This window comes from Paenibacillus vietnamensis (genome assembly GCF_020169515.1).
Classification (GTDB): Bacteria; Bacillota; Bacilli; order Paenibacillales; family Paenibacillaceae; genus Pristimantibacillus; species Pristimantibacillus vietnamensis.
Genome location: NZ_JAHMHW010000025.1, coordinates 43,952 through 67,235 on the forward strand (window position 1 = coordinate 43,952; position 23,284 = coordinate 67,235).

The window sequence follows — 23,284 nt, forward strand, 5'->3', positions numbered from 1 at the left end:
GAAGTGCCAATTAAAAAGTACAAACCGACATCTCCAGCACGTCGTGGCATGTCCGTATCGACTTTCGAAGAGATCACGACAAGCACGCCGGAGAAATCGTTGCTTGCTCCGCTTTTCAAGAAAGCAGGCCGCAACAACCAAGGTAAAATTACGGTTCGTCACCACGGCGGCGGACACAAACGTAAATACCGTATCATCGACTTCAAACGTACCAAAGACGGTATCGTTGGCAACGTAGCGACGATCGAATACGATCCGAACCGTACATCCAATATCGCTTTGATCCACTACGTTGACGGTGAGAAAGCTTACATCATCGCTCCGAAAGGTCTGAAAGTCGGAGATCAAGTTATGTCCGGACCTGCGGCTGACATCAAGATCGGCAACTCTTTGCCGCTTGTGAACATCCCTGTAGGTACAGTTATCCACAACATCGAATTGAAGCCAGGCAAAGGCGGCCAATTGGTTCGTGCAGCCGGCACGGAAGCGCAACTTCTTGGTAAAGAAGAAAGCTACGTATCGATTCGTTTGAGCTCCGGCGAAGTTCGCCGCATTCTGAACACTTGCCGCGCAACAATCGGTTCTGTTGGTAACGAGGATCACGAGCTTGTGAAAATCGGTAAAGCCGGCCGTTCCCGTTGGATGGGCAAGCGTCCTGAAGTTCGCGGTGTCGTCATGAACCCTAACGATCACCCGCACGGTGGTGGTGAAGGCCGCGCTCCAATCGGCCGCAAGTCTCCGTTGTCCCCGTGGGGCAAACCGACACTTGGATACAAAACTCGCAAGAAGAAAAAAGCTTCGAGCCAATATATTATTCGTCGCCGCACGAAATAATAATCGCTTGATCCAAACCGCGTGATACGAATATCACGTCTCGTGAAGGGAGGAACTCGAATGGGTCGCAGTCTCAAGAAAGGTCCGTTTATCGACGGTTACCTGCTTAAAAAAGTCGAGGATTTGAACGAAGGTAATAAAAAGGTCGTTATCAAAACCTGGTCCCGCCGCTCGACCATTTTCCCGCAATTTATCGGTCACACATTTGCTGTGTATGACGGTCGCAAACATGTGCCGGTTTACGTAACGGAAGATATGGTTGGACACAAACTCGGTGAATTTGCACCGACTCGTACGTACAAAGGCCACGCAGGCGATGACAAAAAAACGGGCAGACGTTAATTTGCCCTTCAATTTTCTTTAAATGATCGAGAGGAGGTTCCTACATGCCAGAAGCTAAAGCGCACGCTAAGTTCGTTCGTATCGCACCTCGTAAAGCACAGCTTGTTGCCGATTTGATCCGTGGTAAGCAAGTTGGCGATGCAATCGCGATTTTGCGTCACACGCCGAAGTCCGCATCCCCAATTTTGGAGAAGCTGCTTAACTCTGCAATTGCTAACGCTGAGCACAACTTCCAGCTTGATGTGAACAAACTGTTCATCTCCCAAGCCTTTGTTAACCAAGGGCCTACGATGAAACGTTTCCGTCCACGGGCTATGGGTCGTGCAAGCCGGATTAATAAAAGAACCAGCCACATCACCTTGGTGGTATCTGAAAAATAAGGAGGGATAACGTGTGGGTCAAAAGGTAAATCCAGTCGGTCTTCGTATCGGCGTCATCCGTGATTGGGAATCCAAATGGTACGCTGGCAAAGACTTCGGTGATCTTCTTTTGGAAGACGTGAAAATTCGTGAATACCTGAAAAACAAGCTGAAGGATGCAGCAGTTTCCCATATCGAAATCGAACGTGCAGCTAACCGCGTGAACGTGACGATTCAAACCGCAAAACCTGGTATGGTTATCGGTAAAGGCGGTTCCGAGGTGGAAAACCTGCGTACGGAGCTTGGCAAAATTACTAAAGGCAAAAAAGTTCACATCAACATCTCGGAAATCAAACAAGCGGATCTGGACGCTATCTTGGTAGCTGAAAGTATCGCACAACAACTTGAGCGTCGTGTATCTTTCCGTCGCGCATTGAAACAAGCGATTCAACGCTCGATGCGTGCCGGTGCCAAAGGGATCAAAACCGCTGTCAGCGGACGTCTCGGTGGCGCGGAAATCGCACGTTCGGAAGGCTACAGCGAAGGTACAGTACCACTTCATACGCTGCGCGCAGACATCGACTACGGCACAGCTGAAGCACATACAACTTACGGCCGTATCGGCGTAAAAGTATGGATCTACCGCGGTGAAGTCCTTCCGGCTAAGAAGAAAGCTCCAGTGGAAGGAGGCAACTAATCATGTTGGTACCTAAACGCGTCAAACACCGCAAACAACAACGCGGTAACATGAAGGGTCGCGCTAAAGGCGGCACAACTGTAGCATTCGGTGAATACGGTTTGCAAGCTCTTGAACCATCATGGATCACAAACCGTCAAATCGAAGCGGCACGTATCGCGATGACACGTTACATCAAACGTGGCGGTAAAGTATGGATCAAAATCTTCCCGGCTAAGCCAATTACTCAAAAGCCTCTTGAGGTTCGTATGGGTAGCGGTAAAGGTAACGTTGAGAAGTGGGTAGCGGTTGTTAAGCCTGGCAAGGTAATGTTCGAGCTGGCGGGTGTTTCGGAAGAAATCGCACGCGAAGCTATGCGTCTTGCAGCGCACAAACTGCCGGTTAAAACTAAGTTTGTGAAACGCGAAGAAGTGGGTGGTGAAGCAAATGAAGGCTAAAGATATTCGCAACCTAACCTCTGCTGAGATTGAACAACAAATTTCCGGTTTTAAAGAAGAGCTTTTCAACCTTCGCTTCCAATTGGCTACCGGCCAACTGGATAACCCGACTCGGATCCGTGACGTGCGTAAGGAAATAGCTCGTGCTAAAACCGTTTTGCGTGAAAGAGAACTCGGTATCAGCAGCTAATATAAACCTTACAGTTCCGTATGAACACGGCTGAAGGAAGGAGGAAGAACATGAGCGAACGCAATGCCCGCAAAGTTCAAATCGGCAAAGTCGTAAGCGACAAAATGGACAAAACAATCGTTGTTGCTGTTGAAACATACAAAAAACACGATTTGTACCATAAACGCATTAAATACACGAAGAAATTTAAGGCGCACGATGAAAATAACCAAGCTAAAATTGGCGATATCGTGAAAATCATGGAAACTCGTCCGCTTTCCAAAGACAAGCGCTTTAGACTCGTAGAAGTAGTTGAAGTGGCTATCGTTCTTTAATAGAGCGTATGCAGGATCTTGAGCATTTTCCCGAAAGGAGGACGTTGAAATGATTCAACCATTTACGCGCTTGGCGGTTGCTGATAACTCCGGTGCTAAAGAATTGATGTGTATCCGTGTACTTGGCGGTACGGGACGTCGCGTTGGTCACATCGGCGACTTGATCGTTTGCTCTGTAAAACAAGCAACACCAGGCGGCGTTGTCAAAAAGGGTGACGTTGTTAAAGCGGTTATCGTACGTACGAAGCGTTCGGTACGCCGTAAGGACGGTTCCTACATCGCATTCGACGAGAATGCTGCAGTAATCGTTAAGGAAGACAAAAGCCCGCGCGGAACTCGTATTTTCGGACCAGTTGCCCGTGAACTTCGCGATAAAGATTTCATGAAAATCGTATCGCTGGCACCAGAAGTTATTTAATAAAGAAACCCTATATAAGCTTGAAAGCACAAGCGTGCAGGAGGTGTAACTCATGCCAAGGCTGAAAAAAATTCTTGAATCCCATAACAACAAATTGCACGTGAAGAAAGACGACACGGTCATCGTAATTACCGGTAAAGACAAAGGTAAAAAAGGCCGCGTTATCGCAGCTTATCCTCGTGAAAACCGCGTTCTTGTTGAAGGTGTGAACATGGTGAAGAAGCACTCGCGTCCTTCCCAAGCGAACCCGCAAGGCGGCATCATCGAGCAAGAAGCGCCGATTCACGTGTCGAACGTTATGCACATCGATCCGAAGAGCGGTAAAGTAACACGTATCGGATACAAAGTGCTGGAGAACGGCAAAAAAGTTCGGATCGCGAAACGTTCCGGAGAAGTAATCGACTAATCGTTACGGTAGGAAAGGAGGTCCATGAACAATGGCAGCAAGATTGAAAGGTCGTTTTCTGAACGAAATTACTCCTGCTCTTATGCAGAAGTTTAACTATACGTCTGTAATGCAAGTGCCGAAAATCGAGAAAGTTGTTATCAACATGGGGGTTGGCGAAGCGGTTTCCAATTCGAAAATCCTTGATGTAGCTGTTGAAGAGCTTCGAATCATTTCCGGTCAAAAGCCAGTCGTTACTCGTGCGAAGAAGTCCATCGCAGGCTTCAAGCTTCGTGAGAACATGCCGATCGGGGTTAAAGTCACATTGCGCGGCGAGCGCATGTACCACTTCCTCGACAAACTGTTCAACATTTCTCTTCCACGCGTGCGTGACTTCCGCGGTGTATCGACTAAAGCTTTCGACGGTCGCGGCAACTACACGCTCGGTTTGAAAGAGCAGTTGATTTTCCCGGAGATCGAGTACGATAAAGTCGATAAAGTGCGCGGTATGGACATCGTCATCGTCACGACGGCAAAAACGGACGAAGAATCTCGTGAACTGCTGACCCAAATGGGCATGCCGTTCGCGAAGTAATCCACTTTTAGGAGGTGTAATACCCAGTGGCAAAAACTTCGATGAAAGTGAAGCAACAACGCACACCGAAATTCAAAGTGCGCGCATACACGCGCTGTGAGCGTTGCGGCCGTCCGCATTCTGTTTTGCAAAAGTTTAAAATTTGCCGGATTTGTTTCCGTGAGTTAGCATACAAGGGCCAGATTCCTGGCGTTAAAAAAGCAAGCTGGTAATGAGCCTAGTTCGGGAAGGAGGTTAACACAAATGGTTATGTCTGATCCGATTGCAGATATGCTGACGCGCATTCGCAACGCGAATGTTGTTCGTCACGAAACCGTGGAAATGCCCGCTTCGAAAATCAAGAAGCAAATCGCTGAAATTTTGAAGCGCGAGGGTTTTATCCGCGATGCTGAATATATCGAAGACAACAAACAAGGGATTATCCGTATTTTCTTGAAATACGGCCCTAACCAAGAGCGCGTTATTACAGGTTTGAAGCGTATCTCCAAACCAGGTCTTCGCGTTTATACACAATCAACTGAAGTCCCACGCGTTTTGGGCGGCCTAGGAATTGCGATTATTTCTACGTCCAAAGGGGTTATGACGGATAAAGAAGCTCGTCAGGTTAAATCCGGCGGCGAAGTCGTTTGCTACGTTTGGTAAGTAACAAGTCACAGAGACAGGAGGTGTAACAATGTCCCGTATTGGTCGTAAACCGATCCAAGTGCCTAACGGCGTAAGCATTAACTTGGACAACACAGTTATTACTGTTAAAGGACCGAAAGGTACTCTTTCCCGCGAAATTCACAAGGACATGAAAGTGAATGTTGCGGAAACTGAGATCGTAATCGAGCGTCCTTCCGACAATAAATTGCATCGTTCTTTGCACGGAACAACCCGCAGCATCATCGCTAACATGGTTAGCGGCGTAACTGAAGGTTTCTCGAGAAACCTTGAGCTTGTAGGCGTAGGTTACCGTGCGAATAAATCCGGCGATAAGATCGTTCTTAACGTTGGTTATTCCCACCCGGTGGAGATTGTTCCCGAGGCTGGTATTGAATTTGACGTTCCTGCGAACACGAAAATTACCGTTCGTGGTATCGACAAAGAGCGCGTAGGCGCTGTTGCCGCTCAAATCCGTTCGGTACGCGAGCCAGAGCCATACAAAGGCAAAGGCATCAAGTACGAAGGCGAGCGCATCATCCGTAAAGAAGGTAAAGCCGGTAAGAAAAAATAAGCAGCCCGCGGGTGTGCTTAAAATAGCGTCATAAGGCAATGAGAAAGGAGTGAACCTTGAATGATTACGAAGGGCGATAAAAACAAGGCTCGTCTGAAAAGACACCTGCGTGTTCGTAAAAAAATTAACGGTACGGCTGCACGTCCGCGTCTGTCTGTATTCCGTTCCTCCAAGCACATGTATGCACAATTGATCGACGACGTAGCAGGCGTAACGATCGCATCCGCTTCGACTCAGGACAAAGAATTGACTGAAGCGATCGGAAACGGCGGTAACGTAGCAGCGGCTACTAAAGTTGGCGAATTGATCGCACAACGCGCTCAAGCAAAAGGGGTAACCGAAGTAGTTTTTGACCGCGGCGGTTATTTGTATCACGGTAGAATTCAGGCTCTTGCGACAGCAGCTCGCGAAGCTGGTCTGGAATTCTAATCGACTTTACTCATAAGGAGGTTAAATGACTTGCGTGTAGATCCTAATACGTTAGAACTGACTGAAAAAGTTGTTAATATCAACCGCGTAGCGAAAGTTGTTAAGGGCGGACGCCGTTTCAGCTTTAGCGCGCTTGTAGTAGTCGGTGACGGTAATGGCTACGTTGGCGCAGGGATCGGTAAAGCAGGCGAAGTACCTGATGCGATTCGCAAAGGTATCGAAGATGCTAAGAAAAACCTGATCCATGTTCCACTCGTAGGAACAACTATTCCTCACCTTGTTCTCGGACACTTTGGCGCTGGAGAAGTTCTTCTGAAGCCTGCTTCCGAGGGTACTGGCGTTATCGCCGGCGGCCCTGTGCGCGCAGTTCTCGAACTTGCTGGCGTAGGTGACATTTTGACGAAATCCCTAGGTTCTTCGAACTCCATGAATATGGTTAACGCAACGCTCGAAGGTCTTTCCCGTCTGAAGCGCGTGGAAGATGTTGCGAAGCTACGTGGAAAAACTGTCGAAGAGCTTCAACGCTAAGGAGGGAAACAAGATGGCTAAATTGCAAATCACCCTCGTACGCAGTTTGATCGGCCGCAATGAAAAGCAACGCGCCACTGTTGAATCTTTTGGACTTAAAAAGATTCGTCAGTCCGTTGTTCTGAACGATAGCCCAGCTATCCGCGGCATGGTTAACTCCGTTAACCATTTGGTTAAAGTAGAAGAAGTTTAAGATTTGAACGGATCTTCCAAGAAATAAATAAGGAGGTGCACGAACGATGAAATTGCATGAGCTAGCACCAGCACCAGGCTCGACTCAAGCGCCAAAGCGCAAAGGTCGCGGTATCGGTTCCGGTAATGGTAAAACAGCCGGTAAAGGTCACAAAGGTCAAAATGCTCGTTCCGGCGGCGGCGTTCGTCCAGGTTTCGAGGGCGGACAAAACCCGTTGTATCGTCGAGTGCCGAAGCGTGGATTTAACAACCGTTTCCGTACAGAGTATGCGATCGTTAACATTGAAGAGCTAAACAGCTTTGCTGCAGGAACTGAAGTCACTCCAGAAGTTCTGATCGAGCAAGGGATCGTTAAGAACCCGCTCGCAGGCATCAAGATTTTGGGCAACGGTGAAATCAACGTTTCACTGACTGTTAAAGCAAGCAAGTTCTCTCAATCTGCGGTAGAGAAAATCCAGGCTGCCGGCGGTAAAACCGAGGTGATCTAATTGTTCAAGACCGTGTCCAACATTTGGAAGGTGGCGGATCTTCGTACAAGGATCCTCTTCACTCTATTCATCTTGTTGATCTACCGTATCGGTTCCTTTATTCCGGTACCGGGCGTAAACAAGGAGGTGTTTAAGCAGGTTGATACAGCCGGTGCGGACCTGTTCGGCTTGCTTAATACATTCTCTGGCGGTGCTTTGTTCCAGTTTTCCATCTTCGCGATCGGGATTACGCCTTACATTACGGCTTCGATTATCGTGCAGCTGTTATCGATGGACGTTATTCCAAGATTTGCGGAATGGGCGAAGGAAGGCGAGAACGGCAAACGCAAGCTCGCACAAATCACCCGTTATGGTACGATTGTTCTTGGTTTAGTCCAAGGCTTTGCAACGGCAATCGGCTTTAACCGTCAATACGGTTACGAGATGGTTGTTGGCGCTACATTCGTTGATTACTTGCTGATCGCCATCATCTTGACTGCAGGTACTGCCTTCTTGATGTGGCTTGGCGAGCAAATCACGGAAAAAGGAATCGGAAACGGGATTTCGATTCTGATTTTTGCAGCAATTGCAGCCGGTATTCCTGGACACATCCGTACGATCTACGAAGATCAATTCGTTGGCGCGCAGGATCAATTGTTCTTGAATATCGTGAAGATGGTTCTGATCGTGATTGCGATTATCGCAATCATTGTCGGTGTTATCTTCGTGCAGCAAGGTATCCGTAAAATTCCGGTTCAATACGCCAAACGCGTCGTTGGACGGAAAATGTACGGCGGACAATCGACTCACATTCCGATGAAGGTTAACGGCGCAGGCGTTATTCCGGTTATCTTCGCGGTATCGCTGATCATGTTCCCGATCACAATCGCTCAGTTCTGGTCTCATACGGCTTGGGCGAGCTGGGTCATCGATAACATGAACTACGACAAGCCGCTCGGTATGGTATTGTACGTACTGCTCATTATCGGATTCACCTTCTTCTACACATTCGTACAAATTAATCCGGTGCAAATGGCTGATCAGATGAAAAAGAATGGCGGATACATTCCGGGCATTCGCCCAGGAAAACCAACCTCGTCTTACCTGACGCGCGTTATGTCGCGCATCACGTTGACGGGAGCGATCTTCCTGGCAGTCATCTCTGTTCTCCCTGTGTTCTTCGGAGCACTTGCTGGATTACCGCGCTCAGTGCAGCTTGGCGGCACCTCACTCTTGATCGTGATCGGGGTTGCACTTGATACGATGAAGCAAATCGAGAGCCAGTTGATCAAACGCCATTACAAAGGGTTTATCAATAAATAACAATAGGTTCTGACCGGGCTTCCGCTTTCGTCGACTGATGGTGCGTTAGCCCGCCCGAGCCTATTGTGCTTAAAGCGAGGAAGTCGGCAATGAACATTTTATTCATGGGCCCTCCGGGAGCCGGAAAAGGTACACAAGCTGAACGGATCGTGGAAGAGTTCGGCATTCCGCACATTTCCACTGGCGATGCATTCCGCCTCGCTATGAAACAAGGAACCGCACTCGGTCTTAAAGCGAAGGAGTATGTCGATCAGGGCCTGCTCGTTCCCGATGAGATTACGAACGGTATCGTGAAAGAACGTCTTGCATTAGACGATTGCAAAAAAGGATTTTTGCTTGACGGTTTCCCTCGTACGCTGCAGCAAGCCGAAGCGCTTGATGTTATGCTTGACGAGCTTGGCCGCAGCATAGATCATGTTGTAAATTTAAAGGTTGACCGCGGATTGCTGCTAGCCCGCTTGACTGGTCGGCGCATCTGCAAAACTTGCGGAACGACTTACCATGTAATCTTCAACCCGCCTAAGGTCGAAGGTATCTGCGACAAAGACGGCGGCGAGCTGTATCAGCGCTCTGATGATACGGAAGAAAAGGTAGGCACTCGTTTGGATGAGTATACATCCAAGACGGCACCTCTTCTTGATTACTACAATGCAAAAAGTCTCCTTCGTGAAGTCGACGGCGAGAAGGACATCGATGTTGTGACAAACGATATCGTATCCGTATTGCGAGGTTCATTGTAATGATTATTTGCAAATCCGAATCGGAGCTGCGATATATGAGGGAAGCTGGACGCATCGTTGCGGAAACGCATCGGCTGATGAAGCAGGCCGTAAAGCCGGGAATCACGACTCGTGAGCTCGACCAAATTGCCGAAGCGTATATCAGAAGCCAAGGTGCGGTCCCGTCCTTCAAAGGTTACAATGGTTTTCCGTCCAGCATTTGCGCTTCTGTGAATGACGAGCTGGTACACGGCTTCCCTGGGTCACGCAAGTTGAACGAAGGCGATATTATCAGTATCGACATCGGAGCTCAGTATGAAGGCTATCATGGTGATTCAGCCTGGACCTACGCGGCCGGAGCTGTAACGCCTGATGTTCAAAAACTGCTTGATGTAACGGAAGCTTCGCTTTACGCGGGGCTGCAGCTCATCAAACCCGATGTTCGTTTATATACGATATCGCACGCTATTCAGAAAGTCATCGAAGACGCAGGCTTCTCCGTCGTACGGGAATACGTAGGGCACGGAATCGGCGCGGACCTCCATGAGGAACCACAAATACCGAACTATGGTATACCGGATCGCGGACCTCGTCTGAAGGCTGGAATGGTGCTTGCCATCGAACCAATGGTCAACATTGGCGAACGCTATGTTCGTACTTTGGAGGATAATTGGACGGTCGTAACGGAAGACGGCTCATGGTGCGCTCACTTTGAGCATACGGTAGCCGTAACTGAGGACGGCTTTGAAATATTGACCATTTTGCCGCAGCAGCCGGAGGCTTAGCCGATGGATGCTCGTCCCCAGATTGGTCAGTTCGTCAAAGTGCTTCGGGGCAAGGACGAAGAAAGTTTCGCTGTCATAGTTGGGATCATCGACGATCGCTTCGTCATGATTGCAGACGGCCATAAGCGCAAATTCGATCAGCCGAAGAAAAAAAACGTTCTTCATCTCGAGTTACAGACTGCCGTTAGTCAAGAAGTAACGAGCAGCTTGCATGAAACAGGCAGAGTGACCAATGCCAAGTTACGTTATGTAATTCAGAAGTTTGCGTATGCGAAAGGAGAATGACGGTGGCTAAGGAAGACGTCATTGAGGTCGAAGGTACGGTTATCGAACCGTTGCCGAATGCCATGTTCAAGGTGGAGCTGGAGAACGGTCATCAAATTCTCGCACATGTTTCCGGTAAGCTCAGAATGCACTTCATCCGCATCCTGACGGGAGACAAAGTGGTTATTCAGTTATCGCCTTATGATTTATCCAGAGGGCGCATCACCTATCGGAAGTAGGCCATCGGCTTGCTTTTCGAAAGATTCGGGAGGTAATTCACAATGAAGGTTAGACCTTCGGTAAAGCCGATTTGCGAAAAATGCAAAGTCATTCGTCGCAAAGGCAACGTTATGGTAATTTGTGAAAATCCGAAACACAAACAAAAACAAGGATAGAAGGAGGGGAATATAGCCTATGGCACGTATAGCTGGTGTAGACTTGCCGCGTGACAAACGCGTCGAAATCGCCCTGACGTACATTTTCGGTATCGGCAAAACAACGTCGCAAAAGCTTTTGAAAACAGCTGAAGTTAACTTCGACACTCGCGTTCGCGATTTGACGGAAGACGAATTGGGCCGCCTTCGCGACGCAATCGACAAATCCGTTAAAGTGGAAGGCGACCTTCGCCGTGAAATCTCGCTTAACATCAAGCGTCTGACTGAAATCGGCTGCTACCGCGGTCTTCGTCACCGTCGTGGCCTGCCTGTTCGCGGTCAACGTACGAAAACGAATGCACGTACACGCAAAGGTCCTCGTCGGACTGTAGCTAACAAGAAGAAATAAGAAGGGAGGATCTTAATCAATGGCTAAACCTAAAAAAGTCGTTCGTACAAAACGTCGCGACCGGAAAAATATTGATACTGGCGTTGCGCACATCCGTTCGACGTTCAACAATACGATCGTTACGATCACGGACCCGCACGGCAATGCAATCTCCTGGGCAAGCTCCGGCAACCTTGGTTTCAAAGGTTCCCGTAAGAGCACGCCTTTCGCCGCTCAAATGGCTGCTGAATCCGCAGCTAAAGCAGCGATGGAGCATGGCATGAGAACTGTTGAAGTGATGGTTAAAGGCCCTGGCGCCGGCCGTGAAGCAGCGATCCGTTCGCTTCAGGCAGCAGGCCTTGAAGTTAACCTCATTAAAGACGTAACACCAGTTCCTCACAACGGATGCCGTCCTCCAAAACGTCGTCGCGTTTAGTTAAATCCGGGTGGTATCAAATACCGACAACTTGTGAATAATGGTTGTGAAGGTTTGGCATACTACAAGATTTGACTTAAAATAACGGTATGGTAACGGAGCGACGTTTGAAGGAGGGTACTATTAGTGATTGAGATCGAAAAGCCGAAAATCGAAACCGTAGAACTGAATGACGAAGGAACTTACGGACGTTTCGTCGTCGAGCCGTTGGAGCGCGGATACGGCACGACGCTTGGAAATTCGCTTCGCCGAATTTTATTGTCGTCTTTGCCGGGCGCAGCAGTAACCTCGGTTCAAATCGACGGAGTGCTTCACGAGTTTTCTACGGTTCCCGGAGTGATTGAGGATGTGACCGAAATCATTCTGAACCTGAAGGGCCTCTCGTTGAAAATCCACTCCGATGAAGAAAAGGTGTTGGAAATCGACGCGGAAGGCGAAGGGAATATTACAGCGGGCGACATTCGAGCTGACAGCGATGTCGAGATTTTAAGCCCTGATCTTCACATCGCAACCTTAGCCTCCGGCGCGCGGCTCCATATGCGGGTTTTTGCTAATCGGGGACGCGGTTACGTGCAAGCGGACCGCAACAAGAAGGACGAACAGCCGATTGGGGTAATTCCCGTTGATTCGATATACACGCCAATTACTCGCGTCAACTACAGCGTGGAAAATACTCGCGTCGGTCAAGTCACAAACTACGACAAGCTTACGCTTGAGGTTTGGACGGACGGAAGTATTAGACCGGAAGAGGCTGTCAGCCTCGGCGCTAAAATTTTGACCGAGCATTTGGACTTGTTCGTTGGATTAACCGATGAAGCCAAAGACGCGGAAATTATGGTTGAGAAAGAAGAAGATAAGAAAGAGAAGGTTCTCGAGATGACGATCGAGGAGCTGGATCTTTCCGTCCGTTCTTACAACTGCTTGAAGCGCGCAGGCATCAATACGGTTCAAGAGCTGATCACGAAGTCCGAAGAGGATATGATGAAGGTCCGTAACCTGGGCCGTAAATCGCTTGAGGAAGTTCAAGAGAAGCTTGAAGAGCTCGGACTGGGCCTTCGCATGGAAGAGTAGAATACCAACAAGTGTCTACAACAGAGCAAGGGAGGGGAAAACAAGATGGCATATCAAAAATTGGGACGTGACGCTAGTGCTCGGAAAGCATTGTTCCGTGACCTCGTTACCGACTTGTTCCTATATGAGCGTATTCAAACGACTGAAGCTAAAGCGAAAGAGGTTCGTTCTATCGCTGAGAAGCTGATCACGAAAGCAAAGCAAGGTGATCTTCATGCTCGTCGTCAAGTAGCAGCTTATGTTCGTCGCGAATCCGTAAACGGTGAGCAAGACGCGATCCAAAAGCTGTTCTCCGAACTGGCTACCCGTTACTCGGAGCGTGCCGGCGGTTACACGCGCATTCTTAAGCTAGGTCCTCGTCGCGGCGACGCTGCGCCTATGGTTTACCTTGAGCTGGTTGACCGCGCGTAGTATCCCGGAATACGAGAAACATATAAGCTTGTCCATTGCGTAAAAGCTTGACCAGGCTTATATGCAGAGAAAAGGGTGGACCCTAGCGGCCACCTTTTTTTAATTCTAAGAATTTATCATGTTTCACCTTGGTCTGCGCTTAGAATTCACCGCGAAACGAGCTTTTGCCGCCAGAGGACGGCGACAGCCGTTTACGCTTGTTTGAAAGCTGGAACCCTTGGCGAAAGGGGGTGGAAGATTGCGTAATTTATGTGTAAAAGTCAGCTATGACGGAACGGATTTTAGCGGCTTTCAAGCGCAGCCTTATGGACGGACCGTTCAAGGCGAACTTGAAGAAGCCATTAGAAAGCTGTCCGGCGAGACGATTATGATCATCGGTTCGGGACGTACGGATGCGGGGGTGCATGCCCAAGGGCAGATATTCAACTTCTTCACGGAATCCCGTATTCCGACGGAGAGATGGGCGATTGCGCTTAATACGCGGCTGCCAAAGGATATCGTCGTTCTTGAGGTGTTCGATGTGCCGGTGCATTTTCATGCCAGAAAATCCGCGAAGCGCAAAACGTACCGGTATACGATAGATAACGGCAAGTTCCCCGACGTATTCGGCCGTCAATTCCGTTTCTTCCATCCAGCTCCGCTTGATGCGGATGCGATGCAGGAAGGAATCGTTCATCTGATCGGAGAGCACGATTTCACATCGTTTACATCCATCCATTCCACCAAGCCGCACCATATCCGTACGATATACGAGGCATACTTTGTCCGGGAAGGACAGTTCATCCATCTGTACGTGTCCGGCAACGGATTTCTATACAATATGGTTCGTATTATTATGGGAACCTTGCTGTGGGTCGGCCAAGGCAAGCTCGCTCCGAATGACATCAAGACGATACTCGAAGGACGGAACAGGGCCCTTGCGGGACCTACTGCAATGCCGCATGGACTCATGCTGATGGACGTGGAATATCCCGATGAAGTACAGGCATAATTCACTATAAATTACTTGCACATACCTATTCTTTATAGTAGAATATAACTTGTGCTTTCTTAGTGGCTATCCCACAGCCCCGACTGAGAAAGTGACACGTAAGAACTGTAATACCTACTCAACAATGATAAATTAACCAACGTTTACGTTGTTATAAAACCGATGAATGTATGACAATTAAGGAGGATCATCCATGCGTACCACCTATATGGCTAAGCCAAATGAAGTTGAGCGTAAATGGTATGTGGTTGATGCGGAAGGCAAGACGCTTGGTCGCTTGGCAAGCGAGGTTGCTTCCATTATCCGCGGCAAGCACAAACCGACATTTACTCCACATGTTGATACAGGCGATTTCGTTGTTGTTATCAACGCCGAGAAAATTCACCTGACAGGCAAGAAGCTTTCGGACAAAATGTACTACCGCCACTCGCTGTACTCCGGCGGTCTGAAAGTAACTCCGGCACAAGAAATGATCAAGAACAAGCCAGAGCGCGTTATCGAGCTTGCTGTTCACGGCATGCTTCCTAAGAACCGTCTTGGCGACAAAATGAAGCTTAAGCTTAAAGTATACGCAGGTGCGGAACATCCACATCAAGCACAAAACCCTGAAGTTTACGAACTTCGCGGGTAATAAAGAGGAGGACAAGTTTCATGGCTCAAGTGCAATACTATGGAACCGGTCGTCGTAAACACTCTGTTGCACGTGTACGTCTTGTGCCGGGTGAAGGACGAATCATTGTTAATAAACGCGATTTGAACGAATATTTTGGTTTGGAAACTCTTAAGCTGATCGTAAAACAACCGCTTAACCTGACTGACACACTGTCGAAATACGACGTGCTCGTCATCGCTAACGGCGGCGGCATGTCCGGTCAAGCTGGCGCAATCCGTCACGGTATTTCCCGCGCTCTGCTTAAAGCAGACCCTGAATTCCGTCCGGCTCTGAAGCGTGCAGGCTTCCTGACTCGCGACCCACGTATGAAAGAACGTAAAAAATACGGTCTTAAAGCGGCTCGTCGCGCTCCACAATTCTCGAAACGTTAATATGCTTACGACAAACGCCTTCTCTGTACTACAGAGAGGGCGTTTTTTTGCAAAGGACGGCGAAAGTTGTTTACGTTTGGGAAATCGGACATGCTCTCAAAAAAAGGTAACTTTATTTCATTTTGGAGAAAACTTATTATTGAACAATCCGCTCGTTGGACGTATAATGTTTTTAAACAGACTAATTTACTAGGAATTAATGACGGAGGGCATAAAAAATGAACCTTTTTGAGAAAGAAGCACTAATCGCGCAAAAAGCGGTTGAGCTTGAGAATGCGACACCTGAAGAAATCATCGCATTTGCTGTAGAGACATTTCCTAACATTACATTCGCATGCAGCTTCGGCGCAGAAGACGTTGTTCTTGTAGATATGCTTCAAAAGATCAGCCCGAAGACTGACATTTTCTATTTGGATACGGATTTCCACTTTAAAGAAACGTATGAGACGCGCGACCGCATGGCTGAGCGTTACCCAGGCATCCCGTTCGTAGAAGTAAAGCCGGAAATTACGCCGGAAGAGCAAGCTGCCCAATTCGGTGACGAACTGTGGAAAACAGACGCTAACGCTTGCTGCAATATCCGTAAAGTGAAGCCTCTAACCAATATTCTGTCCAAATACGAAGCATGGATTACAGGAATTCGCCGCGATCAAGCTCCGACACGGGCCAACTCGAAAAAAATCGAATATGATACAAAGTTCGGTTTGGTGAAATTTAATCCGATTGCTCACTGGACATCGGAAGATGTATGGAACTACATTCGCGAGAATGATGTCATTTATAACCCGCTGCACGATCAAAACTACCCAAGCATCGGCTGCGAGCACTGCACGCGCCAAGTTATGCCAGGTGAAGACCCTCGCGCAGGACGCTGGTCCGGCCAAGAGAAAACGGAGTGCGGCTTGCATAAATAAGAGTTACAACCAAGGAGGAAATAAGTACAATGAGTCAAATTTTACCGCATGGCGGCGAACTGGTTAACCGTGTCGCCACAGGCGAACAGCGTGAAGCGCTACTGGCAGAAGCAAAAACGTTGAAATCCATCACGATCAGCACTTGGACAATCTCCGACCTGGATCTAATCGGCGTAGGGGCGTTTTCGCCGTTGGTTGGTTTTATGAATGAAGCGGACTACCGTTCGGTCGTTGAGAAAATGCGTCTGGCGAATGGCCTGGTATGGAGCATTCCGATTACGCTGGCCGTTGAAGAAGCGAAGGCTTCCGAGCTTTCGACCGGCGAGCGTGCGGCTCTTGTAGGCGAAGACGGCGTTACTTACGCCGTAATCGAAATCGAAAGCATCTACAGCGTCGATCAGAAGTTTGAAGCGGTTAACGTGTTCAAAACCGACGACCTGGAGCATCCGGGCGTTAAAAAGCTGCTGGAGCGTCCGTCGACATACGTTGGCGGAGCAATTACGGTGCTGAACCGTCCGCAGCCTGAGAAGTTTAACGAGTTTTATTTCGAACCAACGGAAACACGCCGCATCTTCGCAGAGAAGGGCTGGAAAACGATTGTCGGCTTCCAAACGCGTAACCCGGTTCACCGTGCGCACGAGTACATCCAGAAGACTGCGATGGAAATCGTCGATGCTTTGTTCCTGAACCCGCTTGTCGGCGAGACGAAGTCCGATGACGTTCCTGCAAACGTACGAATGAAGAGCTACCTGGCATTGCTCGAAAATTATTATCCGCAGGATCGCGTATTCCTCGGCGTATTCCCTGCAGCAATGCGTTATGCGGGCCCGCGCGAAGCGATTTTCCATGCGCTTGTTCGTAAGAACTACGGCTGCTCGCATTTCATCGTCGGCCGCGACCATGCCGGCGTAGGCGACTACTACGGCACTTATGAAGCGCAAGAGCTGCTGAAGAGCATTCCTGCCGAAGATCTCGGCATTACGCCGCTGTACTTCGAGCACAGTTTCTTCTGCAAGAAATGCGGCAACATGGGTACAACAAAAACTTGCCCTCACGGCAAGGAAGACCATTTGACGCTCTCCGGTACAAAAGTGCGCGCACTGCTGCGCGACGGCGTATGCCCGCCGCCTGAGTTCTCGCGTCCGGAAGTTGCAAAAATCCTTATCGAAGGCATGTCCCAGCAGCCGGTCGGCTAACACGTAAGAACTACCGTGCAGGTTTGTCTCATAAACGGCCATCTCGTCCCATATAAATGAATGAGTGCTTAGGACTTATTTATTTATAGGGAGACGGGGTGGTTTTTTTCATGCGCGGAATCGGTCGGCGTTTTGTCGTGTGGATGACGTATAAAGGAGCAATCCGGATCGGTATCGGCATTCTCGTCGTAGCGCTGACGGGCATATTGCTCAGCAGGTCGATGCCGTCCGAGAAAACCTGGTCATACTGGTCGCTCCCGCTGTCCGGTACAACAATCGGGATCGACGCCGGGCACGGGGGAGTGGACGGAGGAGCGATCAGCAAGCAGGGCGTGATCGAGAAGGATTTGAATTTGTCGATCGCATTGTATTTGCGAGATTATTTGCAGCAGGCCGGTGCAGTCGTTGTCATGACGCGAGAAGGCGACTACGACTTGGCTACGGGCGATGCAAGGGCCTACAGCAAGCGCAAAACCGAGGATTTAAAGAAACGGGTAGCCGTACTAAAGGATAGCAAGCCGGCGGCCGTTATCAGCATCCATATGAACAGCATTCCTTCAAGCAAATGGTCGGGGGCTCAGACGTTTTACCATCCGTCGAACCATCCGGACAGCCGTGCTCTTGCCGCCTTCATACAAGACGAGATCAAACGGAATCTGGAAAATACGACGCGTTCGGTTTCAGCGGTGAAGGATGTGTATGTGCTAAAAGCGATTGAGGATATTCCGACCGCTTTGGTCGAGGTCGGCTTCCTGTCGAACCCGGGGGAGGCTGAACGCTTGGCGGATGCGGAATATCAGCGCAAGGTCGCGGCTTCGGTCTATGAAGGCATATTGCGGTTTATGTCCGGCGAGAAGCTGAGCGGCAGCATGCTGCAGGAAGATACGGATAATACGGATGCCGAATAAAAAGTCAGGTACCTGAGCGATGTCTTCAAGAATACAGATAGTGGGATGAGTCCCGCACTGTGTTATAATGACAATTAAGTTATCGTCATTTACATAAAAGGTGGGAAAGTTCTCATGCTAACACGCGATCAAGCTATTGAAGCCGTCAAATCCGTGACGGCTGCTTATACCGCGGAACCGGTCTCGTTCCGCGACGTCATGGTCCGGGACCGTCAAGTTTCACTGACGGTCCTCGGAGCCAGCGCGGCTGCGCAGCCCGCGCTCGAGGCCTCGCTCCGCGAGGCGCTGGCGCGCCTGGGCGCCGAAACCGTGCACTGCCGGTTTCGTGCGGCCGAGGCCGCGCCTGCCGCGGGCGCAGGCGGGGCTGCGCCGCCGCCAGCGGCAGCAGCGCCGGCGGCGGGCGGCAAAGCCGCCGCCGGCGCCAAGGGCCCCGTACAGGGCCACGGGGCCGGTTTGGCCAGCCCGCTGCTGTCGCCGGACAGCGGGGTGCAGTTCATCGCCGTCGCCAGCGGCAAGGGCGGCGTCGGCAAGTCCACGGTGACCGTCAATCTGGCGGTTGCCTTGGCCCGCAGGGGCAAACGCGTCGGCATCATCGACGCCGATATTTACGGCTTCAGCGTGCCCGATATGATGGGCATCGAGGAGCGTCCGGCGGTCGTGAACGACCGTGTCATCCCGATCGAGAAGTTCGGCGTGCAGGTCATGTCGATGGGCTTCTTCGTCGAAGACAACAGCCCGATCGTCTGGCGCGGCCCGATGCTCGGCAAAATGCTCCGCAACTTCTTCCAGGAAATCGAATGGGGAGAGCTTGATTATTTGCTGCTCGATCTGCCGCCGGGAACGGGCGATGTTGCGCTTGACGTGCATCAGATTATTCCGCAGAGCAAAGAAATCATCGTCACTACTCCGCACGCCACGGCTGCTTTCGTAGCGGCAAGAGCAGGGGCGATGGCCATCAAGACGGAGCATGAGATTATCGGAGTCGTCGAGAACATGTCTTATTACGTTTCGGCCTCGACGGGCGAGAAAGAATACGTATTCGGCCGCGGAGGCGGAGCGAAGCTCGCGGAAACGCTGCATGCCGACCTTCTTGCGCAAATCCCGTTAGGAGCTCCGGACAACCATCCGTCCGAACCCGATTTTTCGCCATCCGTGTACAAAGCGGACTCCGAAACCGGCAAGCTTTATTTGGAGCTGGCGGATCGCGTACTAAGCAGATGCGAAGGCTGATATCCATTTAGAAAAAAAGCCCGGACACGGACCAGCTGCCTTTTGAGCGCTGGCGAACCGTATGTCCGGGCTTTTTCATTTCATACTAAGCGGTTAACGCTTGTCCGGCTACATACCACCGGCCCCTTCCTCCTCGGTGCTGGCCTCTTCGCTCTGCTTTTCCTCATCGGCCGTTTGTTCTTCTTCTCCGCTGCTTTCTCCGCCTGCGCTTTCTTCGCTCTTCTTCTTTTGGACCTTTTCGGTCGGTTTAGGCTCAAGCTGCTCTTGAACCGCTTTTTTCATCAAATCGAGCACTTCCAGTCTGAACAGCGGGTTTTGCATCGATTCCTGCATGAGTGACATAACTTCCTTGCGGTATTGTGTGCTCTGCAGCACTTCCAAAATCAATTTATCCATTTCCGGGTTTTTAAGCACTTTAACCATGTCCGCCTGATAAGACGGATCCTTGATCAACTCTTTATGGATGGCTTTATTTTCCTTGACGACGGCTTTCGCGAATTCTCCCGCAAAACGGGTGTCCGTCATCAGCTTTTTGATGACTTTGTCGTATTCAGGCGAAACAAGCACATCCTTAACCGCAAGCCTTACTTCCTCCTGATCCTGCACGGACAGCAGTCTGGTACCCTGCGCATTGTAGCCGGAAATGCCTTGGGCAGATTCCTGCAGCGCCTTCTGCGCGTCCTCCGTCTTCAAAATATCGATCACCATCGATTTCATGTCCTTGTAGCTCACCTCATTATCAGGCGGCGGCGGTGCGCCGCAGCTCGACAGCAGGATCGCCATGGCGGTAAAAATCGACAATAATGCCCACCTCATACGCATTTTACTAGCTCCCTTCTATGTGAGTACTCATGTAATCGAAAATGGGGGTGAAGCGTTCGTATCCGGTAACGTTTGTTTCCCGCTCTTATTATGTGCATTGTTCACCGGATTATCATGGACAGCCTTTAGCTTTTTGTTGTGAACGTGGTAAAATAAAGGGTGTTGAGGAAGCAAAAATTAAAATGGCATTTCAAGGATAGATGCGCAGAAATCCGGGAGGATAGGAACGTGAATTTAAAAAAATGGTTTTTCTTGTTTTGGAGCAGCATGGCGGTCGGCGCGGTCGTCTGTGTGCTTACCGGCGCGGTTATGCAGTGGATCGATCCGGAATTCGGTTTTTTAGGCTTCAAATCGGTTGGCTTTAATGCCATGATGATGGCGATGGTCGGCCTTATGATCGGCGCCTTCAGCCAAATGGGCTTTTTCGCTTATTTGACGCTGAACTACATCGCTCTGAGCGTCTTCGGCAAAAAGTATTTATGGAACGCCCTCCAAGGCTATACGACCGTATTCGCGGCCGCAGGCCTCGGCTATATTTTGTACGAGAAAAACCTGAACGGCTGGTTTTTCTGGGTGCTGCCGGTTGCGCTGCTGCTCGTATCGGCGCTCGTTACAAGGATGAAAGTGGCTCAAACCAACAAAAGCGCTCTGGTACCAACGATGTTCCTCATGGTTGTCGTGACGTTTATTGAAGCCTGGCCTGCGATAAAAGGGGACACGAACCTTTCGGCGATCATCTTTATGATAATCCCGTTGTTCGTTTGCAATGCATACCAAATTATGATGATGCACCGTCTCGTCAAAAAAGAAACAACCGACCCGGCAGCGGTCGCTGCCAAGCCGGTCGTCTAATACTTTATTCAAATGCGGCGGCATCCAGCTGCGGAAAGGCGGAGGTCGCCTTGTCCTGCACGGTTTTGCCGTCGATTTCCGTTTGAGCGATCAATTCGGTCACCGATACGAATTCGTAGCCTTTTTCGCGAAGCTGATCGATGACGACCGGCAGCGCTTCATGCGTCTGTTTGACGGAATCGCTGGCGTGGAACAAGATAATGTCTCCGGGATGAGCACGCGTGACAACCCGGTTAATAATTTTATCGGTGCCGATATTCATCCAGTCCAGAGAGTCGGTATCCCACTGAATGACTTTGTACTTCAGCTCCTCAGCAATTTGAAGCACTCGTTTGTCAAAATCTCCGTTCGGCAGACGGATCAAATTAGGCTGCTTGCCCGTGATGTCGGAAATAATCGTATGCGCCGTCGTAATCTGTTTGCGGATCTCTTCGTCACTGAGCTTGCTGTAGTTGTCGTGCTTATGCCCGTGGCTTCCGATTTCATATCCGGCGTCCTGAATCTTTTTAACGATTTCAGGATGCGACTGTCCCCACGGTGAAGAGATGAAGAAGGTCGCTTTCGTAATGTTTTTTTCCTTTAGTACATTAAGAATAGGTTCCGTCCTTTTGTCGCCCCAGCTGATGTCGAACGTTAAGGAAACCACTTTTTTTTCGGTAGGCACGCTGTAGATTGCAGCAGGCTGCTGAGGGGCGAATACGGTGATGTTGTCACGCTCGGCATAAATAATCCCAATGGAAAATACGACGGCGATGCAGATTAAAAAATACCTTTTCAACTTTCGTCCGTTCAACACGTAAAAAACGTTCATGGAAAAGGGCTCTCCTTTCTAATGGAAGCTTGTTCTACTAAAATCTATGCTCGTACAACGAAGATATTCGTACAAGTTCTCAACATCGTAAACAGGGGGAGACAGGCATGTTTAAATGGCGGTCCATCGCGGATCATTTCAGGCAAATGAACGGTTATATCGCATTCGGCTTTATTTTATTTCTTGCCGGGGTAGTCATCGGGGGGACGAATCCGGTGTTCAGGAACTTTTTGATCGGCCAAATCGAAGGCCTCGGCGCACTGTCAAATATGGTGGAACAATCCCAATATCCAACGTTAACAATGATGCTTGTCATTTTCCTGAATAATGCGGTGAAGTCGATTTTCGTCATGTATTTAGGCGCCTTATTCGGCATATTGCCTTTGTTGTTTCTTGTGGTGAACGGTATGGTCATCGGTTTTCTTCTGAAGCATCTCGCTGAGCAGCAGGGCGGCGCATTTGTTTTTGAGCTAATCTTCAAGGGCCTGCTTCCGCACGGCATTATCGAAATACCGGCGATTGTCGTCGCATGCGCATACGGTCTCCGCTTCGGAACACTCGTTATCAAAGCACTAGGAGCCTTCCTGTTCGCAAGAGCCAAAGCGCCTGCAATCGGAAAGGAACTGGAATTTTTCGTAGTAAAAACATTGCCTGTCATGGTTTTATTAGCAGTATCGCTTCTTGTTGCATCGGTCATTGAAAGTACAATTACAACATGGCTGATGTCGATGTAATAAAATTTCCAATATTTGAGCATAACAATAAAGCAGTGTCGAAATGCCGGCGGTTCGGTGTTAGACGTTGCTTTTTGTTCAATTGGCGCGAAACGCGAGCCTATGCCGAGGGAGGGCTGGAGCCGTTACGCTTGCTGTATGGACGGTGGTTAGGCGGCTTTACATCTAAAGGAGGTCACTCACTGTTATGCTCGGTATTCTATTCAACGACAAAGAATGCAAAGAACTCGACTATGTCCTTCGCAAGGAGCTCGACGAGATGCTGCTCGATTTAAGCGATTCCCGTCTGGACGGAGATATTAAGCAGGCGATAACAAGAAGATACAAAATCATCTTCAGGATGTATGCCCGCATCGCCTCCCCGAAAGAGCTTTCCCGCTACGCGCTGAATGCCCGTTCCTATCGTTAAAATAGTGCTTGAAAACGCGTGTGTTAAAGCACTTGGGTATGCACCTATATTTTTTAAAAAAATTTTAAAAAGGGGTTGCATTTAATTGGGCCCCTGTGATATATTATTTCTTGTCGCCGCTGACAAACAACGGCTGACACGAATGAAAAGCTTGTTCTTTGAAAACTGAACAACGAGTGAAACTGCCCCGTTAATCCTC

The 23,284-nt window shown here is 49.5% G+C and carries 39 protein-coding genes; 37 read left to right on the forward strand and 2 right to left on the reverse strand.

The window, feature by feature from the left end; all coding sequences use genetic code 11:
- Positions 1 to 3: 3 nt before the first annotated feature.
- From rplB to KP806_RS25820, 34 genes are all read left to right on the forward strand, one after another.
- Positions 4 to 834 carry a 50S ribosomal protein L2 gene (gene rplB / locus KP806_RS25655; protein ID WP_224726601.1) on the forward strand — a complete coding sequence of 277 codons (831 nt, stop codon included), beginning with the start codon at positions 4 to 6 and terminating at the stop codon, positions 832 to 834.
- Between the two features lie 60 nt (positions 835 to 894).
- A complete protein-coding gene (gene rpsS, locus KP806_RS25660; RefSeq protein ID WP_224726602.1) occupies positions 895 to 1,176 on the forward strand; it encodes a 30S ribosomal protein S19 in 282 nt (93 codons plus the stop codon).
- A 44-nt stretch (positions 1,177 to 1,220) separates the two neighbouring features.
- Positions 1,221 to 1,556 carry a 50S ribosomal protein L22 gene (gene rplV, locus KP806_RS25665; RefSeq protein ID WP_224726603.1) on the forward strand — a complete coding sequence of 112 codons (336 nt, stop codon included), beginning with the start codon at positions 1,221 to 1,223 and terminating at the stop codon, positions 1,554 to 1,556.
- 13 nt (positions 1,557 to 1,569) lie between these two features.
- Positions 1,570 to 2,232, forward strand: a complete 663-nt coding sequence (rpsC, locus tag KP806_RS25670) for a 30S ribosomal protein S3 (RefSeq protein WP_224726604.1) — start codon at positions 1,570 to 1,572, stop codon at positions 2,230 to 2,232.
- Between the two features lie 2 nt (positions 2,233 to 2,234).
- Positions 2,235 to 2,669, forward strand: coding sequence for a 50S ribosomal protein L16 (gene rplP / locus KP806_RS25675; protein ID WP_224726605.1), 435 nt, complete (start codon positions 2,235 to 2,237; stop codon positions 2,667 to 2,669).
- Complete coding sequence (gene rpmC, locus KP806_RS25680; RefSeq protein ID WP_224726606.1) at positions 2,659 to 2,859, forward strand: 50S ribosomal protein L29; 201 nt, start codon at positions 2,659 to 2,661, stop codon at positions 2,857 to 2,859. Before rplP ends, rpmC begins: the two co-directional genes overlap by 11 nt.
- A 50-nt stretch (positions 2,860 to 2,909) precedes the next feature.
- Positions 2,910 to 3,173, forward strand: coding sequence for a 30S ribosomal protein S17 (gene rpsQ / locus KP806_RS25685; protein ID WP_167282861.1), 264 nt, complete (start codon positions 2,910 to 2,912; stop codon positions 3,171 to 3,173).
- Between the two features lie 49 nt (positions 3,174 to 3,222).
- A complete protein-coding gene (gene rplN, locus KP806_RS25690; protein ID WP_188531391.1) occupies positions 3,223 to 3,591 on the forward strand; it encodes a 50S ribosomal protein L14 in 369 nt (122 codons plus the stop codon).
- A gap of 52 nt (positions 3,592 to 3,643) precedes the next feature.
- Complete coding sequence (gene rplX / locus KP806_RS25695; RefSeq protein ID WP_224726607.1) at positions 3,644 to 3,997, forward strand: 50S ribosomal protein L24; 354 nt, start codon at positions 3,644 to 3,646, stop codon at positions 3,995 to 3,997.
- Positions 3,998 to 4,028: 31 nt separating this feature from the next.
- Positions 4,029 to 4,571, forward strand: coding sequence for a 50S ribosomal protein L5 (gene rplE / locus KP806_RS25700; RefSeq protein WP_028609642.1), 543 nt, complete (start codon positions 4,029 to 4,031; stop codon positions 4,569 to 4,571).
- Between the two features lie 26 nt (positions 4,572 to 4,597).
- Positions 4,598 to 4,783: a type Z 30S ribosomal protein S14 gene (locus KP806_RS25705; RefSeq protein WP_013312154.1), complete on the forward strand. Its 186-nt coding sequence runs from the start codon at positions 4,598 to 4,600 to the stop codon at positions 4,781 to 4,783.
- Positions 4,784 to 4,814: 31 nt separating this feature from the next.
- A complete protein-coding gene (rpsH, locus tag KP806_RS25710; protein WP_114383972.1) occupies positions 4,815 to 5,213 on the forward strand; it encodes a 30S ribosomal protein S8 in 399 nt (132 codons plus the stop codon).
- Between the two features lie 31 nt (positions 5,214 to 5,244).
- Complete coding sequence (gene rplF, locus KP806_RS25715; RefSeq protein ID WP_224726608.1) at positions 5,245 to 5,787, forward strand: 50S ribosomal protein L6; 543 nt, start codon at positions 5,245 to 5,247, stop codon at positions 5,785 to 5,787.
- A gap of 60 nt (positions 5,788 to 5,847) precedes the next feature.
- On the forward strand, positions 5,848 to 6,216 hold the full coding sequence (gene rplR / locus KP806_RS25720) for a 50S ribosomal protein L18 (RefSeq protein WP_224726609.1): 369 nt from the start codon (positions 5,848 to 5,850) through the stop codon (positions 6,214 to 6,216).
- Between the two features lie 30 nt (positions 6,217 to 6,246).
- Positions 6,247 to 6,744, forward strand: coding sequence for a 30S ribosomal protein S5 (gene rpsE / locus KP806_RS25725; RefSeq protein WP_224726610.1), 498 nt, complete (start codon positions 6,247 to 6,249; stop codon positions 6,742 to 6,744).
- A 13-nt stretch (positions 6,745 to 6,757) separates the two neighbouring features.
- Positions 6,758 to 6,937, forward strand: a complete 180-nt coding sequence (rpmD, locus tag KP806_RS25730; protein ID WP_224726611.1) for a 50S ribosomal protein L30 — start codon at positions 6,758 to 6,760, stop codon at positions 6,935 to 6,937.
- 46 nt (positions 6,938 to 6,983) lie between these two features.
- Complete coding sequence (rplO, locus tag KP806_RS25735; RefSeq protein WP_224726612.1) at positions 6,984 to 7,424, forward strand: 50S ribosomal protein L15; 441 nt, start codon at positions 6,984 to 6,986, stop codon at positions 7,422 to 7,424.
- Positions 7,425 to 8,726 (forward strand): preprotein translocase subunit SecY, encoded by a 1,302-nt coding sequence (secY, locus tag KP806_RS25740; protein WP_224726613.1) that lies wholly within the window; start codon positions 7,425 to 7,427, stop codon positions 8,724 to 8,726.
- Between the two features lie 89 nt (positions 8,727 to 8,815).
- Complete coding sequence (locus KP806_RS25745; protein WP_224726614.1) at positions 8,816 to 9,466, forward strand: adenylate kinase; 651 nt, start codon at positions 8,816 to 8,818, stop codon at positions 9,464 to 9,466.
- Complete coding sequence (gene map, locus KP806_RS25750) at positions 9,466 to 10,230, forward strand: type I methionyl aminopeptidase (protein ID WP_224726615.1); 765 nt, start codon at positions 9,466 to 9,468, stop codon at positions 10,228 to 10,230. The genes KP806_RS25745 and map overlap by 1 nt, the downstream gene beginning before the upstream one ends.
- 3 nt (positions 10,231 to 10,233) lie before the next feature.
- The gene (locus tag KP806_RS25755; protein WP_224726616.1) at positions 10,234 to 10,515 is read left to right on the forward strand and encodes a KOW domain-containing RNA-binding protein; all 282 of its coding nucleotides are present in this window, start codon (positions 10,234 to 10,236) and stop codon (positions 10,513 to 10,515) included.
- A gap of 2 nt (positions 10,516 to 10,517) precedes the next feature.
- A complete protein-coding gene (gene infA, locus KP806_RS25760; RefSeq protein WP_015847200.1) occupies positions 10,518 to 10,733 on the forward strand; it encodes a translation initiation factor IF-1 in 216 nt (71 codons plus the stop codon).
- 42 nt (positions 10,734 to 10,775) lie between these two features.
- A complete protein-coding gene (gene rpmJ, locus KP806_RS25765) occupies positions 10,776 to 10,889 on the forward strand; it encodes a 50S ribosomal protein L36 (protein ID WP_003333770.1) in 114 nt (37 codons plus the stop codon).
- A gap of 19 nt (positions 10,890 to 10,908) precedes the next feature.
- Positions 10,909 to 11,277, forward strand: a complete 369-nt coding sequence (gene rpsM, locus KP806_RS25770; protein WP_224726617.1) for a 30S ribosomal protein S13 — start codon at positions 10,909 to 10,911, stop codon at positions 11,275 to 11,277.
- A 19-nt stretch (positions 11,278 to 11,296) separates the two neighbouring features.
- The gene (rpsK, locus tag KP806_RS25775; RefSeq protein ID WP_028609630.1) at positions 11,297 to 11,692 is read left to right on the forward strand and encodes a 30S ribosomal protein S11; all 396 of its coding nucleotides are present in this window, start codon (positions 11,297 to 11,299) and stop codon (positions 11,690 to 11,692) included.
- A 126-nt stretch (positions 11,693 to 11,818) separates the two neighbouring features.
- On the forward strand, positions 11,819 to 12,763 hold the full coding sequence (locus KP806_RS25780; protein ID WP_028609629.1) for a DNA-directed RNA polymerase subunit alpha: 945 nt from the start codon (positions 11,819 to 11,821) through the stop codon (positions 12,761 to 12,763).
- A 45-nt stretch (positions 12,764 to 12,808) separates the two neighbouring features.
- The gene (gene rplQ, locus KP806_RS25785; protein WP_224726618.1) at positions 12,809 to 13,174 is read left to right on the forward strand and encodes a 50S ribosomal protein L17; all 366 of its coding nucleotides are present in this window, start codon (positions 12,809 to 12,811) and stop codon (positions 13,172 to 13,174) included.
- 238 nt (positions 13,175 to 13,412) lie between these two features.
- Positions 13,413 to 14,165: a tRNA pseudouridine(38-40) synthase TruA gene (truA, locus tag KP806_RS25790; protein ID WP_224726619.1), complete on the forward strand. Its 753-nt coding sequence runs from the start codon at positions 13,413 to 13,415 to the stop codon at positions 14,163 to 14,165.
- A gap of 193 nt (positions 14,166 to 14,358) precedes the next feature.
- Entirely contained in the window at positions 14,359 to 14,796 is a 438-nt protein-coding gene (gene rplM / locus KP806_RS25795) for a 50S ribosomal protein L13 (RefSeq protein ID WP_224726620.1), read from the forward strand.
- 20 nt (positions 14,797 to 14,816) lie between these two features.
- Positions 14,817 to 15,209: a 30S ribosomal protein S9 gene (gene rpsI, locus KP806_RS25800; protein WP_028609625.1), complete on the forward strand. Its 393-nt coding sequence runs from the start codon at positions 14,817 to 14,819 to the stop codon at positions 15,207 to 15,209.
- 218 nt (positions 15,210 to 15,427) lie between these two features.
- Positions 15,428 to 16,123, forward strand: coding sequence for a phosphoadenylyl-sulfate reductase (locus KP806_RS25805; protein WP_224726621.1), 696 nt, complete (start codon positions 15,428 to 15,430; stop codon positions 16,121 to 16,123).
- 29 nt (positions 16,124 to 16,152) lie between these two features.
- Positions 16,153 to 17,319, forward strand: a complete 1,167-nt coding sequence (gene sat / locus KP806_RS25810; protein ID WP_224726622.1) for a sulfate adenylyltransferase — start codon at positions 16,153 to 16,155, stop codon at positions 17,317 to 17,319.
- 110 nt (positions 17,320 to 17,429) lie between these two features.
- Positions 17,430 to 18,227, forward strand: a complete 798-nt coding sequence (gene cwlD, locus KP806_RS25815) for an N-acetylmuramoyl-L-alanine amidase CwlD (RefSeq protein ID WP_224726623.1) — start codon at positions 17,430 to 17,432, stop codon at positions 18,225 to 18,227.
- Positions 18,228 to 18,341: 114 nt separating this feature from the next.
- Positions 18,342 to 19,457 carry an Mrp/NBP35 family ATP-binding protein gene (locus KP806_RS25820; protein ID WP_224726624.1) on the forward strand — a complete coding sequence of 372 codons (1,116 nt, stop codon included), beginning with the start codon at positions 18,342 to 18,344 and terminating at the stop codon, positions 19,455 to 19,457.
- 108 nt (positions 19,458 to 19,565) lie between these two features.
- Here the strand turns inward: KP806_RS25820 and gerD are convergent, their stop codons facing one another.
- Positions 19,566 to 20,279: a spore germination lipoprotein GerD gene (gene gerD / locus KP806_RS25825; RefSeq protein ID WP_224726625.1), complete on the reverse strand. Its 714-nt coding sequence runs from the start codon at positions 20,277 to 20,279 to the stop codon at positions 19,566 to 19,568.
- 228 nt (positions 20,280 to 20,507) lie between these two features.
- Here gerD and KP806_RS25830 point away from each other — a divergent pair, with 228 nt between their 5' ends.
- Entirely contained in the window at positions 20,508 to 21,131 is a 624-nt protein-coding gene (locus KP806_RS25830; protein ID WP_224726626.1) for a KinB-signaling pathway activation protein, read from the forward strand.
- Positions 21,132 to 21,135: 4 nt separating this feature from the next.
- Here KP806_RS25830 and pdaB read toward each other — a convergent pair whose 3' ends face one another.
- Positions 21,136 to 21,942, reverse strand: a complete 807-nt coding sequence (pdaB, locus tag KP806_RS25835; protein WP_224726627.1) for a polysaccharide deacetylase family sporulation protein PdaB — start codon at positions 21,940 to 21,942, stop codon at positions 21,136 to 21,138.
- Between the two features lie 107 nt (positions 21,943 to 22,049).
- Here pdaB and KP806_RS25840 point away from each other — a divergent pair, with 107 nt between their 5' ends.
- The gene (locus KP806_RS25840; protein ID WP_224726628.1) at positions 22,050 to 22,676 is read left to right on the forward strand and encodes a stage II sporulation protein M; all 627 of its coding nucleotides are present in this window, start codon (positions 22,050 to 22,052) and stop codon (positions 22,674 to 22,676) included.
- 187 nt (positions 22,677 to 22,863) lie between these two features.
- Positions 22,864 to 23,085: a hypothetical protein gene (locus tag KP806_RS25845; RefSeq protein WP_076338936.1), complete on the forward strand. Its 222-nt coding sequence runs from the start codon at positions 22,864 to 22,866 to the stop codon at positions 23,083 to 23,085.
- Positions 23,086 to 23,284 lie beyond the last annotated feature (199 nt).